General features: G+C 45.0%; 22 protein-coding genes and 1 tRNA gene. 18 read left to right on the top strand and 5 right to left on the bottom strand.

All coding sequences use genetic code 11. From position 1 onward, the window contains the following. The first annotated feature begins 107 nt into the window (after positions 1 to 107). The 4 genes from leuO to ilvN all read left to right on the top strand — a co-directional run bounded on the left by leuO (position 108) and on the right by ilvN (position 5,805). Complete coding sequence (gene leuO / locus PK654_RS13795) at positions 108 to 1,067, top strand: transcriptional regulator LeuO (RefSeq protein ID WP_271696436.1); 960 nt, start codon at positions 108 to 110, stop codon at positions 1,065 to 1,067. 301 nt (positions 1,068 to 1,368) lie between these two features. Next, on the top strand, positions 1,369 to 3,180 hold the full coding sequence (locus PK654_RS13790; RefSeq protein WP_271696435.1) for an AMP-dependent synthetase/ligase: 1,812 nt from the start codon (positions 1,369 to 1,371) through the stop codon (positions 3,178 to 3,180). 409 nt (positions 3,181 to 3,589) lie between these two features. Next, the gene (locus tag PK654_RS13785; RefSeq protein WP_271696433.1) at positions 3,590 to 5,308 is read left to right on the top strand and encodes an acetolactate synthase 3 large subunit; all 1,719 of its coding nucleotides are present in this window, start codon (positions 3,590 to 3,592) and stop codon (positions 5,306 to 5,308) included. Beyond that, positions 5,308 to 5,805 (top strand): acetolactate synthase small subunit, encoded by a 498-nt coding sequence (ilvN, locus tag PK654_RS13780; RefSeq protein ID WP_271696432.1) that lies wholly within the window; start codon positions 5,308 to 5,310, stop codon positions 5,803 to 5,805. The genes PK654_RS13785 and ilvN overlap by 1 nt, the downstream gene beginning before the upstream one ends. A 544-nt stretch (positions 5,806 to 6,349) precedes the next feature. Here ilvN and pykF read toward each other — a convergent pair. Next, positions 6,350 to 7,762 (bottom strand): pyruvate kinase PykF, encoded by a 1,413-nt coding sequence (gene pykF, locus PK654_RS13775; protein ID WP_271696431.1) that lies wholly within the window; start codon positions 7,760 to 7,762, stop codon positions 6,350 to 6,352. Between the two features lie 437 nt (positions 7,763 to 8,199). Here pykF and PK654_RS13770 point away from each other — a divergent pair, with 437 nt between their 5' ends. Together PK654_RS13770 and glmS are read left to right on the top strand one after the other, a co-directional pair. Beyond that, a complete protein-coding gene (locus PK654_RS13770; protein ID WP_271696430.1) occupies positions 8,200 to 8,976 on the top strand; it encodes a DeoR/GlpR family DNA-binding transcription regulator in 777 nt (258 codons plus the stop codon). Between the two features lie 49 nt (positions 8,977 to 9,025). Next, positions 9,026 to 10,858: a glutamine--fructose-6-phosphate transaminase (isomerizing) gene (gene glmS, locus PK654_RS13765; protein WP_271696429.1), complete on the top strand. Its 1,833-nt coding sequence runs from the start codon at positions 9,026 to 9,028 to the stop codon at positions 10,856 to 10,858. A gap of 86 nt (positions 10,859 to 10,944) precedes the next feature. On the opposite strand, the gene PK654_RS13760 is transcribed toward glmS, so the two are convergent. Genes PK654_RS13760 through PK654_RS13750 form a run of 3 tightly spaced genes read right to left on the bottom strand, consistent with a single transcriptional unit; the run spans position 10,945 to position 14,395 of the window. After that, complete coding sequence (locus PK654_RS13760) at positions 10,945 to 12,546, bottom strand: M48 family metalloprotease (RefSeq protein ID WP_271696428.1); 1,602 nt, start codon at positions 12,544 to 12,546, stop codon at positions 10,945 to 10,947. Continuing rightward, the gene (locus PK654_RS13755; protein WP_271696427.1) at positions 12,546 to 12,926 is read right to left on the bottom strand and encodes a hypothetical protein; all 381 of its coding nucleotides are present in this window, start codon (positions 12,924 to 12,926) and stop codon (positions 12,546 to 12,548) included. Before PK654_RS13755 ends, PK654_RS13760 begins: the two co-directional genes overlap by 1 nt. A 29-nt stretch (positions 12,927 to 12,955) precedes the next feature. After that, a complete protein-coding gene (locus tag PK654_RS13750; protein WP_271696425.1) occupies positions 12,956 to 14,395 on the bottom strand; it encodes a CHASE2 domain-containing protein in 1,440 nt (479 codons plus the stop codon). Between the two features lie 320 nt (positions 14,396 to 14,715). On the opposite strand from PK654_RS13750, the gene PK654_RS13745 reads away from it, so the two are divergent. The 7 genes from PK654_RS13745 to PK654_RS13715 all read left to right on the top strand — a co-directional run bounded on the left by PK654_RS13745 (position 14,716) and on the right by PK654_RS13715 (position 20,870). Further along, positions 14,716 to 15,015: a Dabb family protein gene (locus PK654_RS13745; protein WP_271696424.1), complete on the top strand. Its 300-nt coding sequence runs from the start codon at positions 14,716 to 14,718 to the stop codon at positions 15,013 to 15,015. Positions 15,016 to 15,237: 222 nt separating this feature from the next. After that, positions 15,238 to 16,026 (top strand): EAL domain-containing protein, encoded by a 789-nt coding sequence (locus tag PK654_RS13740; protein ID WP_271696423.1) that lies wholly within the window; start codon positions 15,238 to 15,240, stop codon positions 16,024 to 16,026. Between the two features lie 157 nt (positions 16,027 to 16,183). After that, a tRNA-Leu gene (locus PK654_RS13735) sits at positions 16,184 to 16,270 on the top strand. A 313-nt stretch (positions 16,271 to 16,583) separates the two neighbouring features. Then, entirely contained in the window at positions 16,584 to 17,744 is a 1,161-nt protein-coding gene (gene coxB / locus PK654_RS13730) for a cytochrome c oxidase subunit II (RefSeq protein ID WP_271698891.1), read from the top strand. Then, entirely contained in the window at positions 17,741 to 19,369 is a 1,629-nt protein-coding gene (ctaD, locus tag PK654_RS13725) for a cytochrome c oxidase subunit I (protein ID WP_271696422.1), read from the top strand. The genes coxB and ctaD overlap by 4 nt, the downstream gene beginning before the upstream one ends. 5 nt (positions 19,370 to 19,374) lie before the next feature. Next, positions 19,375 to 19,974, top strand: a complete 600-nt coding sequence (locus PK654_RS13720) for a cytochrome c oxidase assembly protein (protein ID WP_271698889.1) — start codon at positions 19,375 to 19,377, stop codon at positions 19,972 to 19,974. Further along, positions 19,971 to 20,870, top strand: coding sequence for a cytochrome c oxidase subunit 3 (locus PK654_RS13715; RefSeq protein ID WP_271696421.1), 900 nt, complete (start codon positions 19,971 to 19,973; stop codon positions 20,868 to 20,870). Before PK654_RS13720 ends, PK654_RS13715 begins: the two co-directional genes overlap by 4 nt. Positions 20,871 to 20,969: 99 nt before the next feature. Here the strand turns inward: PK654_RS13715 and PK654_RS13710 are convergent, their stop codons facing one another. Next, positions 20,970 to 21,197: a DUF2909 domain-containing protein gene (locus PK654_RS13710; RefSeq protein WP_271696420.1), complete on the bottom strand. Its 228-nt coding sequence runs from the start codon at positions 21,195 to 21,197 to the stop codon at positions 20,970 to 20,972. On the opposite strand from PK654_RS13710, the gene PK654_RS13705 reads away from it, so the two are divergent. The 5 genes from PK654_RS13705 (at position 21,148) to hutC (ending at position 25,369) form a co-directional block, all read left to right on the top strand. After that, entirely contained in the window at positions 21,148 to 21,981 is an 834-nt protein-coding gene (locus PK654_RS13705) for an SURF1 family protein (RefSeq protein ID WP_271696419.1), read from the top strand. The two genes, PK654_RS13710 and PK654_RS13705, sit on opposite strands and share 50 nt — an antisense overlap. Next, positions 21,978 to 22,541, top strand: coding sequence for a hypothetical protein (locus tag PK654_RS13700; protein WP_271696418.1), 564 nt, complete (start codon positions 21,978 to 21,980; stop codon positions 22,539 to 22,541). The genes PK654_RS13705 and PK654_RS13700 overlap by 4 nt, the downstream gene beginning before the upstream one ends. Positions 22,542 to 22,551: 10 nt before the next feature. Then, positions 22,552 to 23,613: a COX15/CtaA family protein gene (locus tag PK654_RS13695; protein WP_271696417.1), complete on the top strand. Its 1,062-nt coding sequence runs from the start codon at positions 22,552 to 22,554 to the stop codon at positions 23,611 to 23,613. Further along, positions 23,606 to 24,508 (top strand): heme o synthase, encoded by a 903-nt coding sequence (cyoE, locus tag PK654_RS13690; protein WP_271696416.1) that lies wholly within the window; start codon positions 23,606 to 23,608, stop codon positions 24,506 to 24,508. The genes PK654_RS13695 and cyoE overlap by 8 nt, the downstream gene beginning before the upstream one ends. Positions 24,509 to 24,655: 147 nt before the next feature. Continuing rightward, positions 24,656 to 25,369 (top strand): histidine utilization repressor, encoded by a 714-nt coding sequence (gene hutC / locus PK654_RS13685; RefSeq protein ID WP_271696415.1) that lies wholly within the window; start codon positions 24,656 to 24,658, stop codon positions 25,367 to 25,369. The last annotated feature ends 140 nt before the right edge of the window (positions 25,370 to 25,509 follow it).

The following is a 25,509-nucleotide window of genomic DNA, read 5'->3' as shown; positions in this document are numbered from 1 at the left end:
AAAAGTGATATTACCGCAGTAGCTTATTGTTTTTCATACACCTGATTTGTGATAACAAATGTCATTATAACTAAACAGAATTAATTGAGACGATACGAGGCATATCGATGATTAATAAAAATGAAGTCAGTGCTATGGCTGGTAGCTATCGAATGGAGTCAACACTGCGTGGAGTAGATTTAAACCTGTTGACGGTTTTTGATGCTGTAATGCAGGAGCAGAATATTACCCGTGCAGCTCATAATCTTGGTATGTCACAGCCGGCGGTCAGTAATGCCGTTGCAAGACTCAAAGTGATGTTTAACGATGAACTATTTATCCGTCAGGGGCGGGGGATTCAACCTACTCAGCGCGCCAGACAACTGTTCAACCCGATACGTCAGGCTCTGCAACTGGTTCGTAATGAGCTTCCTTGTTCAGTCTTTTCCCCTGAGAGCTCAACCCGGACTTACCGACTGACAGTCTGTAGCCCATGTGATGTGCGTTTTGCACCTAAGATCTTGTCCGGTATCGCTGATATTGCACCAAGCGTTCAATTACATATGGATGCAGAATGTGATAGCCGTCTTTCAGATAAGCTACGTTATCAGGAAGTGGATTTCGTTATTGATTACGACCGGTTTGATGAACCCGGATTTTCAAGTACCGAACTTTTTAGTGATGAACTTGCGGTTGTGGCATCGAAATCTCATCCAAGAATTGGCAATACTATTTCAGAAGGTGAGTTGCTCAGTGAGAAACATGCCAAATTGTCCAAGAAAAACGGCTTAAGCCACTATGCTGAGCAAGCCTATAAAGACGTCGACTGTGTCGCTGCTTATAAAGGCACCAGCCTGAGTAATGTTCTTTATGTGGTCAGCCAGTCTGAGTTGATTACTATTGCTCCCCGCTGGCTGGTAGAAAGTATGGCTGATCGCAATCAGATTAAAGTACTTGAGTTACCGGTGAAACAGAAAGCGATAAAAGGGTATCTGAGCTGGCATGATTCAAGTGAAAAAGACAAAGGTCATGTCTGGATGAGGGACCAGCTTATGGTTATCTGTGGTGAAATTGTGGCAGCCTGCTAACCACTAAATTAACGCACTTAGAGTCAATGATTTAAACAGTTTAAGCACTGAACAACGCTGTTAGTTCAGTGCTTTTTTCTTTCAGGAGGTGACAGACAGAAGCCCAAAAAACGGACTTCTTTTTGCTGTTTTGCAAAGGTTCTTAAATCAGCTATTACTAATCAAAAAAACACTTCTATTTATCAAACTGTAAATTACGTGATCAAGCTGAGAACTTGAGCCATCTGAGTTGCCTTTTATTTCCTGAAATGTATATTGAGCGCACAAAAATAGCTTACATGTGTAAGCCTAGGAAAAAAGAATGGCCAAGTTAGATTTTCACATTGTAAAAAAAATTAGAGAACAGGTTGCCAGACGGGGTGAGAACACGGCTCTTCGTCATAAAGTCGCTGGTGTATGGAAGAACATCAGCTGGACGCAATTTGGTAAAAAGCTGGACGAATTGTCTCTGGCTTTATTGGCGCAAGGAATCGAAGCACAAGATAAAATCGGTATCTATTCGGACAATATGCCGCGGTGGTCTATTGCTGATATCGCTGCTCTGCAGATAAGAGCAATAACGGTGCCGATTTATGCGACAAATACAGCGGACCAATCAGCTTATATTTTGCAAAATGCTGACGTTAAGGTGCTGTTTGTCGGTGAGCAGACTCAATATGATGCCGCCGTCAGCATATTTGACCAATGTGATGATCTGCAAGTTATCGTTGCTATGTCTGATGATATCGATCTGAAAGGCTTTGAAGCTGGTATTTTATGGAAAGATTTTGTCGCGAAAGGGACTCAGGATCATCAGGCCAAGCTTGAACAGCGTCTTGAACAAGCCAACTATGAAGATCTGTTTACCCTGATCTATACATCGGGAACCACCGGGCAGCCTAAAGGGGTAATGCTGGATTACCGCAATATGGCAGCACAATTAGAAGGCCATGATGAAAGACTTGGTTTAAGTGAAGAAGATGTCTCTCTCTGCTTCCTGCCTCTGTCGCATGTGTTTGAGCGTGCCTGGTCATTTTACGTAATCTATAGAGGCGCAACTAACTGTTATCTGCAGGATACTATGCAGGTCAGAGAAGCACTGGCTGACATTAAGCCCACGGTTATGTGTGCCGTTCCCCGTTTTTACGAGAAGATCTTTGCCGCTATTCATGAAAAAGTGTCCCGTGCACCGTTCCACCGTAAGCTGGTGTTTACCTGGTCAGTTAACATGGGGGCGAAACTTGCTGCCTGTAAGCAAGAGGGGCGTAAGCCTTCTATGATGCTTCAAAAGAGCTATAAGCTGGCGGACAAACTGGTACTGGCTAAACTACGTGAGTTACTGGGTGGAAACATTAATTTTATGCCGTGTGGTGGTGCAAAGCTTGACCCGACCATAGGGCGCTTTTTCCATGCTATCGGTATTAATGTCAAACTTGGTTACGGTATGACGGAGACGACTGCTACGGTCTCTTGCTGGGATGACAGTGTCTTTGCCCCTGACTCTATCGGTATGACTATGCCGGGCGCACAAGTGAAAATTGGTAATAACAATGAGATCCTTGTTCGTGGTCCTATGGTTATGCGTGGCTATTACAAAATGCCGGAAGAGACAGCCAAGACCTTTGATGAGCATGGCTTCCTGAAAACTGGTGATGCCGGCGAGTTTGATAACGACGGTAATCTGTATATTACTGACCGTATCAAAGAGCTGATGAAAACTTCTGGTGGTAAATATATTGCACCTCAGCATATAGAAGGCACCATTGGTAAAGACCACTTTATAGAGCAGATTGCCGTTATTGCCGATACGCGCAAATTTGTGTCTGCCCTGATTGTTCCTAGTTTCGAATCTCTGGAAGAGTATGCTAAAGAGCTGAACATCAAGTATCACGACCGTCTCGAGCTGATTAAACATAGCCATATCGTTGAAATGCTAGAGAAAAGAGTTGCTGAGTTGCAGAAAGATCTGGCTAAGTTTGAGCAGGTGAAAAAGATCACCATTCTTCCTAAAGCCTTCTCTATGGATAAAGGCGAACTGACGCCGACTCAGAAACTACGCCGCAAGGTGATCCATGAACGCTATGTGGATGAGATTGAAGAGATGTACGCAGATAAGCCTGCTGGCAAAAAATAATTAGGTCTGAATCTTACAAAGCTCACCGCTATAAAAGGCTGGTGGGCTTTTTTAATGTCTGCAGTCCGGCGTTTGTATATAAAATGTTCTCTTAATGTTGCTAAATTCAGAGGATATGACTGCAACATATTGAACCTATAGCACATGGTCGTTTTTTTAATCACCCTCTTGATTTCAAATCCAATAAGTCTGACATTAGAGCTCATACGTAAAGGTATGCTTTGCGTTATTCATGGATATATTAAAAGTAATAATCGCCTGTCTCTGCTTCCTGCATGAACGATTTTACCTTTGGTATTTTTAGGCTACGAATAAGCCCTAACTATGTGATACGACAATTTGGAGAAACCAGAGTGCAGGTTATCGGGTTTCAGCCGTTCTTAATTTGTCGTATTAAGGAGAAAAAACGATGGAAATGTTATCCGGCGCGGATATGGTTGTTCGCTCTTTGATCGACGAAGGCGTTGAACACATCTTTGGCTACCCAGGTGGCTCAGTTCTTGATATTTACGATGCACTGCATCAGAAAAGCGATATTGAACATGTTTTGGTTCGCCATGAGCAGGCCGCTGTTCATATGGCTGACGGTTATGCCAGAGCGACAGGTAAAACGGGTGTTGTACTGGTAACGTCAGGTCCGGGTGCAACCAATGCAATTACCGGCATTGCTACCGCTTATATGGACTCGGCTCCGATGGTTGTCCTGTCGGGACAGGTACCGGGAACCCTTATCGGTAATGATGCATTTCAGGAATGCGATATGGTCGGTATCTCCCGTCCTGTGGTTAAACACAGCTTTCTTGTTACCGACCCTCAGACTATCCCGGAAATTCTGAAAAAAGCCTTCTATCTGGCATCGACCGGACGTCCCGGCCCGGTAGTAGTGGATCTTCCTAAAGATATGCTTAACCCACTGCTTAAGTTCCCATATCAGTATCCCGAGTCGATTAAGATGCGCTCTTACAATCCGACTACCACCGGACATAAGGGACAGATCAAAAAAGGCCTGAAGACCCTTCTGGAAGCAAAAAAACCGGTACTTTATATCGGTGGCGGTGCAGTAATATCAGAATCTCATGACAGAATTTTGCAATTGGCAGAAAAGCTGAACCTGCCGGTTGTCAGTACCCTGATGGGCTTAGGCGCATTTCCGGGTACACATAAAAACTCACTAGGTATGTTGGGTATGCATGGCTCTTATGAAGCCAATATGGCGATGCACAATGCCGATTTGATATTTGGCATCGGTGTTCGCTTTGATGACAGGACAACCAACAACGTAGAGAAATACTGTCCTAATGCCAAGATCATGCATATTGATATTGACCCATCGTCAATCTCGAAAACCATTCGTGCAGACCTGCCGATTGTAGGCTCTGCCGATGTTGTGCTTGATGCCATGCTGAAGATCCTTAACGAGCAGGAGAACAGCAACGATGGAGAGGCAGTGGATCGCTGGTGGAGTGAAATCTCTGAGTGGCGTGCACGCAAATGCCTGAGCTACGACACGTCCGGAGAGCGGATTAAACCACAACAAGTTATTGAAACTTTGTATAAGCTGACCAATGGTGATGCTTATGTGGCTTCTGATGTTGGTCAGCACCAGATGTTTGCTGCACTTTACTATCCGTTTGATAAACCGCGTCGCTGGATCAACTCCGGCGGACTGGGAACCATGGGCTTCGGCCTTCCTGCCGGTATGGGTATCAAATTTGCCATGCCAGATGAAGAAGTGGTAGTGGTAACCGGTGACGGCAGTATTCAGATGAACATTCAGGAGCTTTCTACGGCGCTTCAGTATGATATTCCGGTGAAGATTATCAACCTGAATAACCGTTTCCTCGGTATGGTAAAACAGTGGCAGGATATGATTTATCAGGGACGCCACTCCCACTCATATATGGACTCTGTTCCTGACTTTGCCGCCATCGCAGAGGCGTACGGCCATGTTGGTATCCGGATTTCATCTCCCGATGAACTTGAATCTGAGCTGAAACGGGCTCTGGATATGAAGGATAAACTGGTGTTTATCGATATCAGTGTGGATGAAACGGAACACGTCTATCCGATGCAGATAAAAGGCGAGGGTATGGACAAAATGTGGCTTAGCAAAACGGAGAGAACATAATGAGACGTCATATTATTTCGCTATTACTGGAAAACCAGCCGGGCTCTCTGTCGCGTGTAGTAGGGCTGTTTTCTCAGCGGGGCTATAACATTGAATCACTAACGGTATCCCCAACAGATGATGAAACTTTGTCACGTCTGAACATCACTACAGAAAGTGATGTAATGGTACTTGAACAGATCGAAAAACAGCTGCATAAGCTGGTGGATGTGCTCAAAGTTCAGGAAGTGACGGAGCACGATCATATTGAGCGTGAGCTTATGATGGTGAAGGTGAAAGCCAGTGGTTTCTCCCGTGCAGAAGTGAAGCGTACTTCGGATATCTTCCGCGGACAGATAGTGGATGTGACCGCTTCTCAGTACACCATACAGCTAGCCGGAACCAGTGATAAACTCGATGCCTTTATTACCGCTGTATCTGATGTAACAGAGGTTATTGAAGTGGCCCGCAGTGGTGTAGTTGGTATTGTTCGTGGCGAAAGAGCACTTAAAGCATAACCGCTGATTTAAACTTCGAAACAAAAATAGTGTTAAGCCCTCGTTTTTTAAGCGGGGGCTTTTGCGTATTTATTGATAGGTTTATGAATGTTCAGTTGACGCTGTCTCAAAAATAGCACTATTAGACTAAAGTCGAACAATAGAAAAAGCTTGAGCTAAACTGATAAATGAGTAAACTGTACGTTTTATGAACAATCCCAGTGGACTCATATAGGAAGAAACGCGGTATTCCGTGCTCTATTAAGGAAATCATACAGTCTGGGTTTATGAGGCAAAGTATGTTTACGCAATCTCTAGTGAGGCTTACCATAGGTAGCTTAGTGATACTTGGTATCAAGCTTAGCGCCATCTACTTTTTACCTATGGTGCTATTATTAAATACCCATCATAAAGAGTTTTTTGGATGGTAAAAAATCGGGGAATTCCCCGATTTTTTACTTATAAAACTGGTACTTTAAGACTAAGACCTTAGTCTAAATTTAGTTGGTTCAGATAAAAAAAGAGAGCTCATTGAGCTCTCTTTTCTGTCTGTATTAACTGTAAATTACAGTACGTGTACAGAAGCTGTGTTTGTAGTGCCAGAAGCAACAAGAGCACCAGAAACCATGATTACGATATCGCCTTTCTTACCAAGACCAGTTTCCAGAGCAAGTTTCTTACCGTTTACATAGAACTCGTCAGAGTTAGTGAACTCGTCAACAAGAACAGGGCGAACACCTTTAGTCAGAACAAGCTGAGCAGCAGTTTTCTTGTTAGTTGTCATAGCAAGGATGTTTGCAGTCGGGAAGTACTTACGTACAGAACGTGCAGACTTACCACCTTCAGTAGCAACAACGATAAGTGGAGCAGCCAGTTTCTCAGCTGTGTCTACAGCGCCTTTACATACTGCTTCAGTGATGCGAAGACGTGGGCTGTCCAGACGACCACCTAGCTCAGCTTTCAGAGCTTTATCTGTACGGTTACAGATTTGAGCCATGATAGTTACTGCTTCTACAGGGTATTTACCTTTTGCAGTTTCACCAGAAAGCATTACTGCATCAGTTCCGTCCATTACCGCGTTCGCAACGTCACCCGCTTCAGCACGAGTTGGACGTGGGTTCTTGATCATAGAGTCAAGCATCTGAGTTGCAGTGATAACCATCTTACGTGCACGGTTACACTTCTCGATCATCATTTTCTGAGCGAAGATTACTTCTTCAGCCGGGATTTCAACACCAAGGTCACCACGAGCAACCATGATACCGTCAGAAAGCTCAAGAATTTCGTCGAAGTTATCAACACCTTCCTGGTTTTCAATCTTAGAGATGATGTGGATGTTTTCGCCGCCGTTAGCGTTCAGAAGCTCACGGATCTCTTTAACGTCTTCTGCTTTACGGATGAAAGAAGCAGCAACGAAGTCAACGCCTTGCTCACAACCAAACTTAAGGTCAGCTTTGTCTTTCTCAGAAAGAGCTGGAAGCTGAACAGAAACGCCAGGAAGGTTAACACCTTTGTTTTCGCCTAGTGCGCCGTTGTTAAGAACTTTACATTTAACTTCAGTGTCAGTCAGAGCTGTCACTTCCATTTCAATCAGACCATCATCAACAAGGATAGTGTTACCAACAGTCAGGTCTTTAGCAAAGCCAGCGTAAGTTACAGCAACAACTTCTTTGTTGCCCACTACTGATGTATCAGTAGTGAAAGTGAATTCCTGACCAGCAACCAGATCAACGTCGTCGCCGTTTTCTAGTTTAATTGTACGGATTTCAGGACCCTTAGTATCAAGAAGAATAGCTAGTTGTTTGCCTTTCTCTTCCATTACTTTACGGAAGTTAGCAATACGAGTGCCATGCTCTTCAAAGTCACCGTGAGAGAAGTTAAGACGCATTACATTCATACCAGCGTCAACTAGTTCACTCAGCTTCTCTACAGATTCAGTTTTAGGGCCAATCGTACATACGATTTTGGTCTTTTTCATGGAAGATACTCTCCGGTAAGTATATTTACATTTTAAGTTCTGTTTGTTGTTCAGTCAGGGAACATAAGAAAGAAAATGACAACATTTCTGTAATCGGCATCATTTTCTTACAAACTGTTCCAGTAAAGCCTGAACAGACAAGAAATCGTTTACTTCGTTTCGCTACTTATGGCTTGTCAGCTCGGCGAATACTGTTATTTGTTTGCCTTTTCGGTCAATCTATCAGCAAAAAGTTGCAAAAAAATAACAGTAATTTATGTAATAAAATTTCTTTAGGGCGCGAATTCTAACAAATAATCTGATCAAGATCACTGTGCTTAATTGTTCTAGGACAAATTTTCATCTCATATTTTTTAATTTTTGCTTCGAATTAAATAGACAATTAAGTTTCAATTAAAATATAATTCTTTCGTTTTGAAATTTATAAGTTTCAGTTTATGTCAAAAAGAAATACTCAGTTAAGAAGACACACCATTAACAAGTTGGTTAATGAGCTAGGAGAAGTAAGCGTTGAAGAGCTCTCTCAGCAGTTTGATACTTCTGAAGTTACCATTCGAAAAGATCTTGCTTCTTTAGAGGCTAACGGCTTGTTATTAAGGCGTTATGGTGGCGCTATTGCCCTGCCGAAAGAGGTCGTAAGTGAAGAAACTTCTGAAAAAGTTTCACAACGAAAGATAAATATTGCGAATGCAGCAGCTATACTTATCCGGGATCACAACCGAATCGTGATTGATAGTGGTAGTACAACCGGTGCCCTGATTCCGAAACTGAATCAGAAACAGGGGCTGGTTGTAATGACTAATTCATTACATGTGGCTAACGCGTTAAGTGAACTTGAAAACGAACCAACCCTTTTGATGACAGGTGGAACATGGGATATCCGCTCTGAATCGTTTCAGGGACAGGTTGCAGAGTCTGTATTGAGAGCGTATGACTTTGACCAGCTATTTATCGGTGCTGATGGTGTTGATCTAAGCCGGGGAACCACTACCTTTAATGAGATGTTAGGTCTTAGCAAGGTAATGGCAGAAGTGTCACGTGAAGTGATCGTGATGATTGAGTCAGACAAGATTGGCCGAAAAATCCCTAATATGGAGTTGTCATGGCAGCAGATAGATATCGTCGTTACCGATGAACTGCTAAGCGACAGCCAGAAAGAGCAAATTGAATCTAAGGGTGTACGGGTGATTCGTGCAACCGCAAAAAATATGTAGAGCGTAACAAGCTTACGCTGGCAGCAAAATTATTAAACGGAGAAAAACTATGTGTGGAATTGTTGGTGCAGTGGCACAACGTGATGTAGCAGAAATTCTGGTAGAGGGGCTGCGTCGCCTTGAGTATCGCGGATATGATTCAGCTGGTGTCGCTGTTGTGGACAGTGAAAGTAATCTGACCAGAGTAAGACGCTTAGGTAAGGTGCAGGAGCTGGCAGATGCAGTAGATGCTCAGGATGTTATTGGTGGTACTGGTATTGCGCATACCCGCTGGGCAACACACGGTGAACCTTCAGAAACCAATGCTCACCCGCATATGTCGGGTGATATTGCAGTTGTTCATAACGGCATTATCGAAAACCACGAAGAGCTGAGAGCTGTGCTTCAGGAGCGTGGTTATCTGTTTGAATCTCAGACCGATACCGAAGTAATCGCCCACCTTGTAGAGTGGGAACGCCGCACTTCAGAGACTTTGGTTGAAGCTCTGCACAAAGCTGCAGCTCAACTGGATGGTGCTTACGGTACCGTGATTATGGACCGAAAAGATCCGCAACGAGTGGTTGTGGCCCGTTCAGGCAGCCCGATTGTTATTGGCTTTGGTGTTGGTGAAAACTTCCTTGCTTCTGACCAACTGGCGCTACTGAACGTTACCCGCCGCTTTATGTATCTGGAAGAAGGTGATGTAGCTGAAGTGACCCGCCGTTTGGTTACCGTACTGGATAGTGACGGTAATAAAGTTGAGCGTGAAATTATTGAATCGAACGCTGAGCATGATGCCGGTGATAAAGGTAAATACCGTCACTTTATGCAGAAAGAGATTTTTGAGCAGCCTACCGCCCTGATTAACACTATGGAAGGTCGTATTACGGCTGATTCTGTAGTTACAGAAGCAATTGGTGTAAACGCGACTGAAATTCTGAGTAAAGTAGAGCACGTTCAGATAGTAGCTTGTGGTACTTCTTACAATGCTGGTATGACTGCCCGCTATTGGTTTGAAGATATTGCAGGGGTTAGCTGTGACGTCGAGATCGCTTCTGAGTTCCGTTACCGTAAGTTTGTAACGCGCCCGAACAGCTTGCTGATCACTTTGTCTCAGTCTGGTGAAACGGCGGATACCCTTGCTGCTCTTCGTCTGGCTAAAGAGAAAGGCTATATGGCGGCAATGACTATTTGTAACGTGGCTGGTTCGTCACTGGTTCGTGAATCGGATTTTGCCTTTATGACTCGTGCCGGTGTTGAAATTGGTGTGGCATCTACCAAAGCTTTTACTACTCAGCTTTCTGCCCTGTTAATGCTGGTGACGGCATTGGGTAAACAACACGGCCGCGTTAGCAAAGAGAAAGAGAAAGAGATTGTAGAAGCTCTGCACTTACTTCCTAAACAGCTTGAAGCGGCATTCGCTATTGAAAAAGATATCGAGGAGCTGGCGACAGACTTTGCAGACAAGCATCACACCCTGTTCCTTGGGCGTGGTGAGTATTACCCAATTGCTATGGAAGCCTCTCTTAAACTAAAAGAGATCTCTTACATCCATGCAGAGGCTTATGCTGCTGGTGAACTTAAGCACGGCCCGCTGGCGCTTATTGATGCTGATATGCCTGTGGTTGTGGTTGCACCAAGTAACGATCTTCTGGAGAAGCTGAAGTCGAACGTAGAAGAAGTACGTGCCCGTGGTGGCCTGCTTTATGTATTCGCTGATGCTGAAGCTGGTTTTGAGGCTGATGAAACAATGAAGATCATCACAATGCCTCATGTAAGTGAAATAACCGCACCTATCTATTACACCATCCCGATGCAGTTACTCTCTTACTACGTTGCCCTAATCAAGGGTACCGATGTAGACCAGCCACGTAACCTGGCTAAAGCGGTAACGGTAGAGTAAGCCGATAACGGATTGATAGTTAAAAATTTAAAAAGGCGACAATGATTTGATATTGTCGCCTTTGTTTATTTTTCTAAGAATATCCGTTACGAAAAAATAGATTGAAAGAAGTTTTCCTTCTCACCTGATGGTTGCGGTATAGGTTGGCCGAAAGATATAAAGCATTGATTTTTAATGCTATCCTTAGTCTTGGCTTTACACTCTTCAAAGAACTCCAGAGCCAGTTTTTCTTTGCCCATTTTTTTATACAGGGCTATGTAACCCGGATAAAACGGCGATCTGGTTCCGATAGTTTGTTCGCCTTGCTTAAGTACAGACTCAGCAGATTTGTATTTCTCGTTTATACTGAATGCCTGTGCGGCTACTGAAAAAGACTGAATTGAGGCGTAGTCCCAGTTCTTTATCAGCTCTAGGTTTTTAATCGCTTTTGAAGTGTTGTTTTGTGCCATTCTGACTTTGTAGAAAGCCAGCCTTGTATAGGCATCCTTCGACGTCGCGCCACTGACAGACTTGCGGGCCAGTTTCTCTGCTTGTTTGATATCTCCAAACTCAAGCGCTTTCAATGCTTCAGTGGCAGCCCAGTAGTTTTCTATAACCTGACGCCCCTTGCCTTTTTTAAGCTCCTTTTCAAATTGTGTTGTTTGTAGTTTACGTCTGCGTTCCTTTCTGTACTCTCGTTTTACATAGTGCATTAGATCTTCACTACGCTCCTCAGGAGACTGATGTCTTTCAGAAAGGTGATTAATGAGCCGGGTAGCGGCTTCATTCGCTGCTAGGTAACCCAGAGAGCCTAAATCCATATCTTTCAGGTGTTCCTGACCGTCACTCATCAAAGTCACAAAGCCTTGCAGTTCTTTTTTCTTTTCAGCAAGCTGTTCTTTGGTAAAAGTTTCGCTGCTTTGCATTCTCTCCATGACAGTTTGGTATACTCTGGCACTGTATCCCGCTTTAACCAGCAAATCTAAACCCAGCAAATCAGCTTCGTCTTCCAGAGTTCTGTTCATGGTTGAGCTGATAACATCACGACTAAGCCGGTTAATTGTCGCACCAGTTTTATAAGCCTCAGCAATTTTATCGCGTGTTCCTGCGGTGCTCTCATATCTTACAATGACCTTGTTGCCTACTTTATTGCTTTGAAAGTCTCTAAGAGAAGCGCTAAACATTGCGATGTTTGCGGCCTTATCGACTAGAACACTTTGTTTGGCAAAGTATTCATTAGTCGAGTTATGTTCAAGTAAGATATGTGAGAGTTCGTGAGCTAATATAAACGCAATCTCATCTTCTGACTCTGCGTCAGTTAAGACTCCCTGAGAGAGAACGACGGTGTTGTTCGTTGCATGTGCGCCGTAGTTCCATTTCGAAGAGACAACAACATTAATCTCCTTATTGACTTCTTTTGGCCAGTGAACAATTAACTTATCTTTAAGTCTGTTTAAATACTTTTCCACATATGGGTTACGAACCAGCTCCTGATCCGCAGCAGCACGTAATGAGACAAGAGAGCTAAATTCCGGCTGAACTACCTCACCATTTGTTACCTGAGCATCATCTGATTTAGATTTATCCAGTTGGGAGTCAATAAATTTACCGTCGAAGGTTTTGTAGGTACTTTGAACCAATGAAGTGAGTGACTGGATTCCACATCCAGACAGGCTAAGGGCAATAAGCCCGACAACAACCTTTTTCATTATTTGCACTCCCCTAGTCCCATAGAGGCATAGACATCGCTGTCACTTTTTCTGGAGTGGTTTTGTGCTGTGCATGTTACAGAGGCAATTGCTTTTACATTGAGTTCAACTTCTGTCTGATGAACCCATTTTTGAATGCCGTTCTGAGTGAACATCAGAAAGCCGCTTTCAGCATTTACAGCTTCAACCAGAAGTGGCTCTGTTTTTGTGTCAGGCAAAGTTTTTCTGGCCACATCGTCACAGTTTTCTTCTTTGTCGCAGATCTCCACTTCATCAAGTTTGAACTTCAATATTTGTACCGGGTTATCTGCTGAGATGGCAGGGAATGAGAAAGTAGCAAGCATCAACCCTGTAATGAACATAGTATTGTTATTAAACATTATTACCTCGTTATTATTAGCCAACGTATCTAAATTTTTCTTTTGAGTCCCGATGTCAGTTTTCCTTTTGCATTGTCCAGAATGCGGTTTCTGGTGATGGCAAACTTTTGCTTTAGCCATTCGAGCAAGTAGTAAAGAAAAATCGGAATATCGAGAATCAGAATTAGTGGAAGGGCATACCAGTTTGCGATACCCATTTTAAATGAGAGTTGAGAAACCAGTATTGAAGCGAAAACAAAGAGTATGACCAACAGTAGTGGCTTTACTCCTGATAATATTTGACTGTTGTCCGGAGTCTTACTGCGTCCAGTAGAAGATTCAATATGGGTATAGCGATACCAGACAACAAAAAAGAGCACTATGGTCTGAACGGTTATTTCCAGAATATCAGCAATACTGAGGTTAAAAATGCCGGTTGCCGGTGGAACATGCCAGTAATCGTCGCCATAGCGAATGATATTATCCAGAGCGACTGCGTGCATAAAAACACCAGCAATTTTGCCGTGCACCGGAGAAGTAACTAAATCTGAACCACCAGTCAGATCATAGCCAACCAGAATAGTTCTGTTGCTGATAAGCTTTCTGAGCAAGTCGGAATCTACGGCACCGCTGTCAATAAGCGCTGTTGCCGAAACCGCGGTTACTGGTGGGCAGCGAACGCGTAGAAGCTTATCGATTTCATCTTGGTCACTAATTCCTTGTCCAGTCAGCCCGACAAAAATATTGATGACTTGTTGCAACGGGCTGTCATCTGATACTTCACATTTCTCATTCATATAGAGAAGGCTGGCTTGATCAGGATTAAACTGATTTCCCCATTGTACAATCATAGGATCGGAAAACTTCTCTGAAAATTCGCTGGAGTTATCAGGATTGTAAGCACATCGTTCAGGGTGATTTTCGCACCAGATCTTATACAGAGAAGAAGCTACGGTATCGTGAGATTTACCATGGGCCGTGACGGAGAAAGGGTAATAATGTTGATAGTCACTCCACATAACGGCTGAAAACTGAGAGACCTGAGATAATTTATGCCTTATGGAGTTTGGATCACTCAGGCGTTGAGGTGAGTCATAATTCGGAGCGCTGGCGAGTAAAACTGGAAAGTCTGATTTCTTTAATCTTTTTATCCACTTAGATAACTTATCAGAGTGTTCTTGGTGCTGAAGAATATCAAAGAAGACAGCGTCAGGCTTATAAATTCCGATTACCTTCAGCAATCTGGCCAGGTTACTATAGTTGACTGGGTACTGCTTGGTTCTTTCCAGAAAGGCGTCATCAATCAAAAAAACGGTGATCTCTTCTGATACCGAATCAGCGAAGTAAGGCGAAAGAATTCGAATGATATGATCTTCATTATGCTTTTCTGCTGATGTGCGAATACCCATAGGGTTTAGGGTAAAAACAAGAAACAGAAGAAATGTAGTTATTGATGCTTTGGTAACTACTGACGAGTGAAGCTTTATCATTATTATATAGAGTTAAAATACTAATTTTGTATGATAGTAACTCGTTGAATATGCGCTCTCAATATATGTGATGGCTAAATTATATGCACACCTCTCATATATAGAAAAAATACGTCATTACTATTCAATAGGTTAAGTGAATGTAAACATGAGTTTTTTATGTTGGTTGCAATAGTGACCTACTGATATAAATAGCTTGTACAGTTTCGTATTGTGTTGCCAACGATCTTACTTAAAGGTGGAAGAAAAGCAGTTAGTCTATCTGCTTTATAACTTTACCGGAGTATGTTTAATGCGTTTAAAATTGAGTAAAGGTAACTATGATCAGACATATTTTATTGATTAAGTTTAAAACAGATGCATCAGAAAATGAGATAAGTAATTTGTTTCATTTGTTCAAAGCCATGCCAGATAAAGTAGAAGGTGTAGAGAGTGTGGAATGGGGCATAAATGATAGTCCGGAAGGGAAGAACAAGGGTTACACTCACTCTGTTGTGATGACTTTTGCCGATGAAGCGGGACGGCAGAACTATCTTCCCCATAAAGAACATGCGGCGCTAAAAGAGGTGTTCCGCCCCTTGCTGGAAGATATTATTGTGTTGGATTACTCCCTGAGCTAATTCTGTTTATATAGAGTGTTTAATGTTGCCAACTGTTGAAAAACAAAGTTACCAACTCCATTTTGAAATAAATTTAGTGTTGAACCTGTCTGATTAATCACAGGTATGTTTTACCTGCGCCTGTCTGTTGTCATTATTAACCATCTCAGCAGAAAGCGGTTATGGCCGGGCTTTACTTGAAGGTTAGGAAATGAGTTCAACGTCAATTAAATGGAGGCATTTATGTGCTTCGACAGGGATAATCAAAACAGTGTGTTAACCATGGAAACTCAAGGTGCCACCGTGGCTTTAGATAAAACGACAACCGCTTCTGATGAGATAGCGTTACAGCAGTTAATAGAGCAGGGCGGGCTTCTCTCCTATTTTCAATCGATACAGGATATTCAGAATCAAGGTGTAGCCGGTTATGAGGCTTTAGTTAGAGGGCCGTTGGATACCAGTTTGCATCGTGCCGATCAGCTTTTTGCTACTGCGGATAAATATAAACTCACGCATAAGCTGGAAATCGCAAGCCTGAGTAGCCATCTTGATACCATTGCCGGTATAGATAGTCCGGCTTTCTTTACCGTTAATATCTCGCCGAAAATGCTGTTTGATACCAGAGTGTGGCAAGTTCTGAATGATTTCAGTTCTCCGTCCCGTGTAAAGCTTGAGTTAACGGAGCACTTGCCTGTTAATGATTGGCAGCCGGTAAAAGAGAAGATGAACCAGTTGAGGGTGCTTGGCTATCAGATTTGGCTGGATGATGTCGGTTGTGGTTTTTTTGATCTGGAGTTGATTGATACGGTTCAGCCGGAAGTGGTGAAACTCTGCATTAAAATCGTCAGCCGCCTTACGGTGGATTCCCGTCTGGTGCAGGATATTAAGAGTGTTATTCAGGCCGTTCACCAATATGGCGGAAAGGTACTGGCAGAAGGCATTGAAGAGCAGCAGCAACTGGATATGGCTAAACAACTGGGCGTGGATTATGCGCAGGGCTTTCTGTTTGATAAACCAGCCCCGCTTTGTTGATGATTGATAAACTGCTGTTTAGAGAGGCGGTTTTCGCTATCCTCTTAAGAATTCGCTACTTTTTTAGACATTTAGCGGGATAAAATCAGCGTCAGATCACGTTTCCTATGATTTCATATTTATCTGACAGGCAACAAAGAGGATTATAACCGCCTACGCAGATGTGGTGGAATTGGTAGACACGCTAGCTTCAGGTGCTAGTGGCTTAACGGCCGTGGGAGTTCAAGTCTCCCCATCTGCACCAAACACCTAAAGCCCGCTTTTTTAAGCGGGCTTTTTGCATTTCTGCCATAGCATATCTCCCCATACACTGGGCAGTGAATTACAAAATACTCAGTTGCATTTCTCTGTGATCTCTACTAACGGAAAAGAGATTTTTAGCCGATTTCTTGAACAAATTTCGATCTCTAACTAGCCTTTATTAACATTAATGCAACATCTTGCAGCAGTAGTAAGCCGGCATTGATGGTTACCTGCGGGAGTAATCAGTCCGGTTAAGGGATTACAGGCTAAAGCCAGGGAGAGATTGCGTGCATCGAATACCCTCTATCCGACTTATTGTTATCAGCATTATCTGTTTTCTTAATACACCTTATGTCAGTGCTGAGACAGCATTAAACCTGACCAAAGGGGTAACTGAGATTAGCGGCAAGGTTTATGAGCTGCACATGCTTATATTCTATATCTGCTGCGCCATTGCTCTGGTGGTGTTTGGTGTTATGTTTTATGCCATTTTTCAGCACCGTAAATCCAAAGGTGCAGTCGCTGCCGATTTCCATGAAAGCACCAAGGTCGAAATTATCTGGACCGTGATACCGGTATTAATTCTTATCGGTATGGCTATTCCGGCTACCAGTACGCTTCTGGCTATGGAAGACACCAGTGAATCCGATATCACGATCAAAGTGACCGGTTCTCAATGGAAGTGGCATTACAGTTACTTTGAGCAGGATATTGAATTTTTCAGCCTGATGTCGACCTCATCTAAACAGATCGACGGTCTGGAGGAAAAAGGCGCCCATTATTTGCTTGAGGTGGATAACCCTCTGGTGGTGCCAATCAATAAAAAGATCCGTTTTCTGCTTACCTCTGACGATGTTATTCACTCTTGGTGGGTTCCTGACTTCGCCGTCAAAAAAGACACCATTCCTGGTTTTATTAATGAAGCCTGGACAAAAATAGATAAACCGGGGGTCTACCGTGGTCAGTGTGCCGAGTTGTGTGGCCGTGCACACGGATTTATGCCGATAGTGGTTCACGCAATGGAAGAGAAGGATTACAGCAAGTGGCTGCAGGACAAGAAACAGCAACTGGAACTGGCAAAAGCCGAAGCGGCTAAAGCTCTGGAGAGCTCCCTTTCCCTTGAAGAGTTGATGGCTATTGGTGAGAGCATTTATCAGGAACGCTGTGCAGTTTGTCATCAGGCCAATGGTTTAGGAGTTCCGAGTGTTTTCCCGGCTATTAAGGGAAGCCCTGTTGCAACGGGTGAGCCTTCACAGCATATGGATATCGTGGTTAATGGTCGTTCAGGAACGGCTATGCAGGCATTCGCCAATCAATTAACGGACAAAGAGCTGGCTGCGGTAGTGACCTTCCAGCGTAATGCCTGGGGAAATGATACCGGTGATGCGATTCAGGCCTCAGATATCAATGCATTTAAGAACGCATCGAGTGAGAGCACAAAAAATGAGAGCAAAAGTGCGGAGGAAGTGAAATGAAGCCTTCCATAGAGAACCGAGAGAAACGATCCAGCGCTGATGCTGAATCCGTCGCGGCAGCCGGTGTTGCCCATGCAGGCCATGAACCGGCGAAAGGCTGGGCGCGCTGGGTATACTCTACCAACCACAAAGATATAGGTACTCTCTATCTGCTGTTCAGCCTTGCCATGTTCTTTACCGGCGGTGCCATGGCCTTGATCATCAGGGCTGAACTGTTTCAGCCGGGATTACAGCTGGTTGATCCTGAGTTCTTTAATCAGATGACGACAGTTCACGGGCTGGTGATGGTATTTGGTGCCGTGATGCCTGCCTTTACCGGTCTGGCAAACTGGATGATCCCTATGATGATTGGTGCGCCGGATATGGCGCTGCCGAGAATGAATAACCTTAGCTTCTGGATCCTGCCATTTGCCTTTCTTATTCTGCTGGCTTCACTTTTCACTGAAGGTGGCGGGCCAAACTTTGGCTGGACTTTCTATGCTCCGCTATCCACCACTTATGGCCCTGACAGTACGGCACTGTTTGTTTTCTCGGTGCATATTATGGGTATCAGCTCCATTATGGGCGCGATCAACGTTATTGTAACCATCTTTAATATGCGTGCTCCCGGCATGACACTGATGAAAATGCCTATGTTTGTCTGGACATGGCTAATCACGGCGTTCTTACTTATCGCGGTGATGCCTGTTCTGGCCGGAGCGGTAACCATGGTTCTGACGGATAAGTACTTCGGCACCAGCTTTTTTGATGCTGCCGGTGGCGGTGATCCTGTGCTGTTCCAGCATATTTTCTGGTTCTTTGGTCACCCGGAAGTGTACATCATGATTTTACCGTCCTTCGGTATTATTTCAGCGATTGTTCCTGCTTTTTCCGGTAAAAAACTGTTTGGTTACCACTCTATGGTTTATGCCACAGTAAGTATCGCTCTGTTGTCATTTCTGGTCTGGGCACACCATATGTTCACAACGGGCATGCCGGTGTTTGCCGAGCTGTTCTTTATGTACTGCACCATGTTGATCTCGGTGCCGACAGGCGTGAAGGTGTTTAACTGGGTAGCGACCATGTGGCGTGGTGCACTGACTTTTGAAACCCCGATGTTGTTTGCCATTGCCTTTATTGTGCTGTTCACTATCGGCGGCTTTTCCGGGCTGATGCTGGCGATTGTGCCGGCTGACTTCCAGTATCATGATACCTACTTTGTTGTGGCGCATTTCCATTATGTACTGGTCTCCGGTGCCGTGTTCTCCATTATGGCGGCGGCTTATTACTGGCTGCCGAAGTGGACCGGGCATATGTACGATCAGCGCTTAAGTCTGTGGCACTTCTGGACCTCGGTTATCTCGGTCAATATTCTATTCTTCCCCATGCACTTTTTAGGACTGGCAGGCATGCCAAGGCGAATCCCTGATTACGCCATTCAATTTGCTGATGTAAATCAGATCGTCTCTATAGGTGGTTTTGCCTTTGGTATTTCTCAACTGTTGTTCCTCTGGGTGGTGGTGAAGTGCATACGTGGTGGTGAAAAAGCACAGGCTAAGCCTTGGCCGCGAGCTGAAGGCCTTGAGTGGACGGTACCAAGTCCCGCACCTCATCATACTTTTGAGCAGCCACCTAAAGTTGAGTAATGGCTATGGATACTCAGCAGCAGGCCAACAGAAAACTGACCCTGAAATTACTGGCAGCTACCCTTGCCATGTTTGGCTTCGGTTTTGCCTTAGTTCCCCTTTATGACGTGATGTGTGATGTTCTGGGGATTAACGGCAAAACCAATACCGTTGCTGCGATTCAGCCTGCCACCATGATTCCTGACAGCTCCCGCAGCATAAAGGTGGAGCTGATGTCTCATATTCCGCCGGGAATGAGCTGGCAACTGGAACCCGAAAAAAGTGTTATGCAGGTTCACCCCGGTCAGGTGGTACAGACGTCCTATAAGGCGACTAACTTGTCACAAAGAGAGCTGGTGGGGCAGGCCGTACCCTCTGTGTCACCGGGGCTGGGGGCTGGCTACTTTAATAAGATGGAGTGTTTCTGTTTCAATCAGCAGACACTTAAAGCGGGAGAGAGTGCTGAGTTGGGGCTGGTTTTCTATATAGAGCCGGATATACCAGATTCCATCCACACCCTTACTTTGTCATACACCCTGTTTGATATTACTGAAACGGCCAAGACCAGCTCCGGAAATATGGCCGTGCTAATTACCGATGGTAAAACATCAAGGAGAGCAGAATGAGCAGCAAATCCTCACATTCAAAACATGCATCCTATTATGTTCCTGCCCAGAGTAGTTGGCCTATTGTCGGTGCTGTAGCGCTGTTTCTGATTGCCCTTGGCGCAGGTGTAACGGTGCAGAACCTTGAAGCAGGAGGTGCCGGCAGTGTACTGGGTAAATGGATTCTGGCCATCGGATTTCTGGTTCTTCTGTATATGTTTGCCGGCTGGTTTCGCAGCGTGGTGATGGAGTCTCTTTCCGGACTCTATTCTGATCAGATTGATCGTTCGTTTAAGCAGGGGATGAGCTGGTTTATTTTCTCTGAGGTGATGTTCTTCGGCGCCTTTTTCGGAGCTCTGTTTTATGCCCGTATGATCTCAGTGCCCTGGCTGGGTGGGGCAGATAATAACGCCATGACGCACCAAGTGCTCTGGCCTGCCTTTGAGGCCATCTGGCCGCTGACCACCACTCCGGCCGGTGAGTCGGTGACGGCGATGCCGTGGCAGGGTATTCCGCTGATAAACACCATTATTCTGCTGACTTCTTCTATTACCCTGCATTTTGCCCACACCAGTCTTGAGAAAGACAGGCGCATGGCGCTTATTGTCTGGCTAGAGATTACCATTGTTCTGGCGGCGCTGTTTCTGTTTTATCAGGCGGAAGAGTATATCCACGCTTATCAGGAGCTGAATCTCACCCTGCAATCAGGAATCTACGGCAACACCTTTTTTATGCTTACCGGCTTTCACGGAATGCATGTTTTGCTGGGAACCATCTTCCTGATTGTGTTGCTGGCCAGAATTGCCCATGACCATTTCACTCCGGCTAATCACTTCGCTTTTCAGGCGGGAAGTTGGTATTGGCACTTTGTTGATGTGGTCTGGCTCTGTCTGTTTGTGTTTGTCTATGTTCTTTAACGAATGTGCTTTAACAAATGTGTTTTAAGCCGGACTAAATAATGGTTGTTAATTGTGCTTCAGATTTTGCCAAAGTGACGCATATTCAGAAACAGTTATTTAGTAAGGCGTGGGGTTAGGTTCTATCCAGCCGGTGAGCAGAGCAATAATTAGCAGGATTATGACAAGTGCAGAGAACATCACCCGGCGGCCGAGAAAGTGACTCATTGAGGGGCGGTCTTTTGCATCAGAGGGTGGCTCTTTTACCATGAAAATTAAGGCCTTAATCAGGTTGAAAATGATAAAGACAATAAGCAGTATCAGTGCAAGTTTAAAGGCGAATACCATATCCTCTCCTCTGATTGCGATGTGGGGTATCACTTCTTATCGCGTTATTGCTCTGATAACTGTGGTTGTATTTACCCTGTTGGTCAACCTTGGCTTCTGGCAGCTTGGCAGAGGTGAAGAGAAACTGTTGATGGAAAAACAGTTACAGGGGCGGGAAAACCTTCCTTATCTCTCTATTGAGCGCATCCCGGAAAACAGGGCTGACATTACCGGACTAAAAGTGAAGGCTCGTCTGGCTGATACAGAGTTGCCGCTGCTTTATCTGGATAACCAGACCCTTTCAGGAGCTGTGGGTTATCTGGTTTATCAGCCGATGCAGATATCCGGCGGAAACCTTAGCGGGCCAACCCGTTATTTATTAGCCGAACTGGGTTTTGTTGCAGCCGGAACTTCAAGGGAAGAGTTGCCCGATGTAGCTGTCCGTCTGCCAGCCGGTTTAATTGAAGGGCGAGTCTATTCCCGCTCAGCTAATCCGTTAAGTTCTGATTTGATGGCGGAAGTGGTGAAAGAACCATCATCCGAAACACAAGGGAGTGTGCGGATACAAAATCTTAATTTCTCTCAACTTAACACCCTGCTTGATGTTCCGTTTGCCCCCTTCGCTATCCAGCCGGACAAGCTAGAAAACTGGCCTCTTCCTCAGCCGTGGAAGCCGTTGCCAATGCCTTCTTCCAAGCATTTCGGTTACGCCCTGCAGTGGTTTGTAATGGCAATGGTCTGGGCAATGATCATGCTCAAGGTTGCTATAAGTGGTTATCAGAAAATAAAAAAGGAGATGCTATGAGTCATGATATATCTTCACGTCAGCTATCCGATCAAAGCCGTGGCAGATTATTGCTTATTTCTCTGGTGCTGCTTTTTGCTATTCCGGCTATTGCAGCCAAGCTGATTCTGACTCAGAACTGGTATCAGCCGGGAGTCACTAACAGAGGAGAGCTTATTGAGCCTAAGCTGACCTACAGTATGTTAGGTATTGAGCCGCAAGGGGAGAAGAGCTGGCATTTGGGCTATCTGGTTCCGCAGCAGTGTGACTCCCTCTGTCGTGAACAACTGCATCTGCTGATGCAGAGCTATCTGGCTTTAGGTAAGTATCAACCAAGGGTTACGCCTGTATTGTATGTCGCAGAGGGCAGCCTTCCACAGAATATAACCAAAGGCTTTATCGCTATTGAGGTTAATCCGGACTTTGCCAACTATTTTAAGCTGGCGGATATTGTGCTGGTAGATCCTCTGGGACAAATGGTGATGCGCTTTCCGGCCGTTTCTCAACAAGAGTTGATAAAACAGAGTAAGGATATTCTGTTTGATTTTCGCAAACTGCTTAAGCTCTCAAGGGTAGGTTAAGGGGAAGAATATGGTAACGGACGCCATACTTGTCAGACTAACCAAAACCGCCATAGTGCTGACCTTATGTGTCATTGTATTGGGTGTTTACACCCGTTTGTCCGATGCAGGCCTTGGTTGCCCTGACTGGCCGGGTTGTTATGGACAGCTAACGGTACCTGATAGTCAGGAAGAGAAGTTAAAAGCGGGAGAGCTTTTTCCGGGACAGGTAATAGAGCAGGATAAAGCGTGGATAGAGATGATCCACCGTTACTTTGCCGGAACCCTTGGCCTGCTGGTGTTTGCCATTACATTCTTCGCCGTCAGATCCGGCTCTCAGCCGAAAGGCTTGCCGCTGGCGCTTTCTATTCTGGTTATCGGGCAGGCGTTGCTGGGTATGTGGACGGTGACCATGAAGTTGATGCCGCTGGTGGTTTTAGCGCACCTGTTTGGTGGTTTTGCCCTGCTTTCACTTTTAGTACTGATGTACAGCAGACTAGAGTCTGCTTCGTTACAGCAAATGGCAGAACCAGTCTCTTCCATGATCAGAAAGTTGACGGTTTTGGCATTCTTGGTACTTGTAGCGCAGATCTTTCTTGGCGGCTGGACCTCAACCAACTACGCCGCCCTTATGTGTACCAGCCTGCCAATCTGTCAGGGCAACTGGACAGAGTATCTGGATTTTAGAACCGCCTTTACCCTCTATCAGCCGGGGTTTGATAACTATGAGTATGGTGTGTTGGATTACGCCGGTCGTATGACCATACATGTCAGCCACAGGTTTGGTGCCATTGTTTCTGCCTGCGTTTTACTGCTGTTTAGCTGGCAGTTGTACCGGGAGGGCTTAGTTTCTCAGTCACGGCAGTTAGCTGTTTTATTGCTTGTGCAGTTTTGCCTTGGTTTGAGTAATGTGGTTTTCCATCTGCCGTTACCTGTCGCTGTACTACACAACCTTGGCGCAGCACTGTTACTGGCCTTGCTGGTCAGGATCAGTTACCAGCTCTATTTGTTGCCGGTAAAACGGCAGATACCTTTGAGGGCTGAAAAGGAAATGAAGCCTGAACATGAACTGAAAGGAGGTTCCCATGAGTAAAAGCCTGTCCGCGCTGCAAAGCCGAGAACTGGAACAGTCCAGATGGAGCCTTTATCTGACACTGACCAAACCTAAGGTAGTCGCTCTTATGCTTCTGACTGCTGTGGTGGGAATGTGTCTGGCGGTGCCGGGAAGTCTGCCTGTTCAACAGAGTTTGTTAGGGCTGATAGGAATAGGCGCAATGGCTGGTTCCGCAGCGGCTTATAATCACCTTATTGATCGCAGGATCGACGCCATTATGGTCAGAACCCATAAGCGTCCCCTGCCGTCGGGTGACTTAGGCTCCGGCGAAGTGTTTCTGTTCTCCACCCTGCTTGGTGCCTGCGGCTTTGTTGTTCTTTACTGGGGCGTTAATGCGCTCACTGCGTGGTTAACCCTTGTCAGTTTATTGGGTTATGCCGTCGTCTATACCCTTTATCTGAAGAGAGCCACACCGCAAAACATAGTTATTGCCGGGCTGGCTGGAGCCATGCCGCCATTGCTGGGCTGGACAGCGGTTACAGGTGAACTGCACGGCAATGCATGGCTGCTGGTGATGATTATCTTTATCTGGACACCTCCACACTTCTGGGCGCTGGCGATTCATCGCAGAGAGGATTATGCCAAAGCGGATATTCCTATGTTGCCTGTTACCCACGGAGTGGAGTTTACCAAGACCAGTATTCTGCTCTACACCATCTTATTGTCACTGGTTTGCCTGCTCCCTGTGCTGGTGGGGATGAGTGGGGTAATCTATCTGAGCCTCTCTTGTGTGTTGAGTGGCGGATTTATCTATCACGCGTGGAAGCTAAAGTATCGCAGTGAAGATAAGTCAGCAATAGAGACTTTTAAGTTCTCAATTTACCATCTGATGATGTTGTTTGTGGCTCTGCTGCTGGATCATTATCTGGCATAACTTAACGATAAGTTTAACGATGGCTTAACGGTGGTTTAGTATCGGCTGTACCGATTGCTAAGCCCTCAGAAAGTCAGGCCGAACTTGCACCTGCGGGGGATAAGGGGTTAGGATTAGATTAATTGTATAGTCAAATCCGGCAAAACTATGTCAAACAGCCCTCTTTATGTACAGATTAAACAGTACATTAACCAGAATATTGAGTCCGGTCTCTGGCCGGTTGGCCACAGAATCAATACCGAACTGGAGCTGACCAGCCAGTTTAATGTCAGCCGGATGACGGTAAACAAAGCAATCCGTGATCTGGTTTCAGAAGGGAAACTGGTTCGTAAACCCCGTAGCGGCACCTTTGTTTGTCAGCCTGAAAAGAAAGCAGAATCTCCTCTGCTGGATATCCGCAATATCGCTGATGAGGTCGAAGCCAGAGGCAAGAGTTACCAGAACAAGGTGATTAAACAGCAACAGGTAACCGCAGATGAGTCTATTGCTATGCGTTTGGGTGTGATGGTCAATACGCAGGTCTATTACAGTGAAATTATCCATTTTGCTGACTCTGTGCCTATGCAACTGGAAGTGCGTTGGGTTAACCCTAACTACGTACCAGACTATATAAATCAAGACTTCAGCTCCATTACTCCTAACCAATATTTGTCAGAGAACTGTCCGCTAAGTGCTATTGAGCATACGGTAGAGGCGATTGTGCCTGAAGCCGATATCAGAACTGCATTGCAAATGAGTGACAGCGAACCCTGTCTGTTGCTGAATCGCCGTACATGGAGCAGTGAAAAGCTTGTCAGCACGGCTTTACTCTATCACCCCGGCAGTAAATATCAGCTGAGTTCTAAGGTGCTTATCAGCTAAATAACTGTTCTTTAATATGCGTCACTTTGGCAAATATCGAACACAAACACGCGTCAACCCGTCCATGGGGCTCCGCCGCGCCATCCTTGGCGCGGAGGGTTTGTTTTTCGATATCTGCCTGATGCCAAAATCTTTAGCAC

This window comes from Vibrio sp. SCSIO 43137 (assembly GCF_028201475.1).
GTDB lineage: Bacteria > Pseudomonadota > Gammaproteobacteria > Enterobacterales > Vibrionaceae > Vibrio.
The sequence above is the reverse complement of the archived record's forward strand: the minus strand, read 5'-3'. Positions and strand labels throughout refer to the sequence as shown.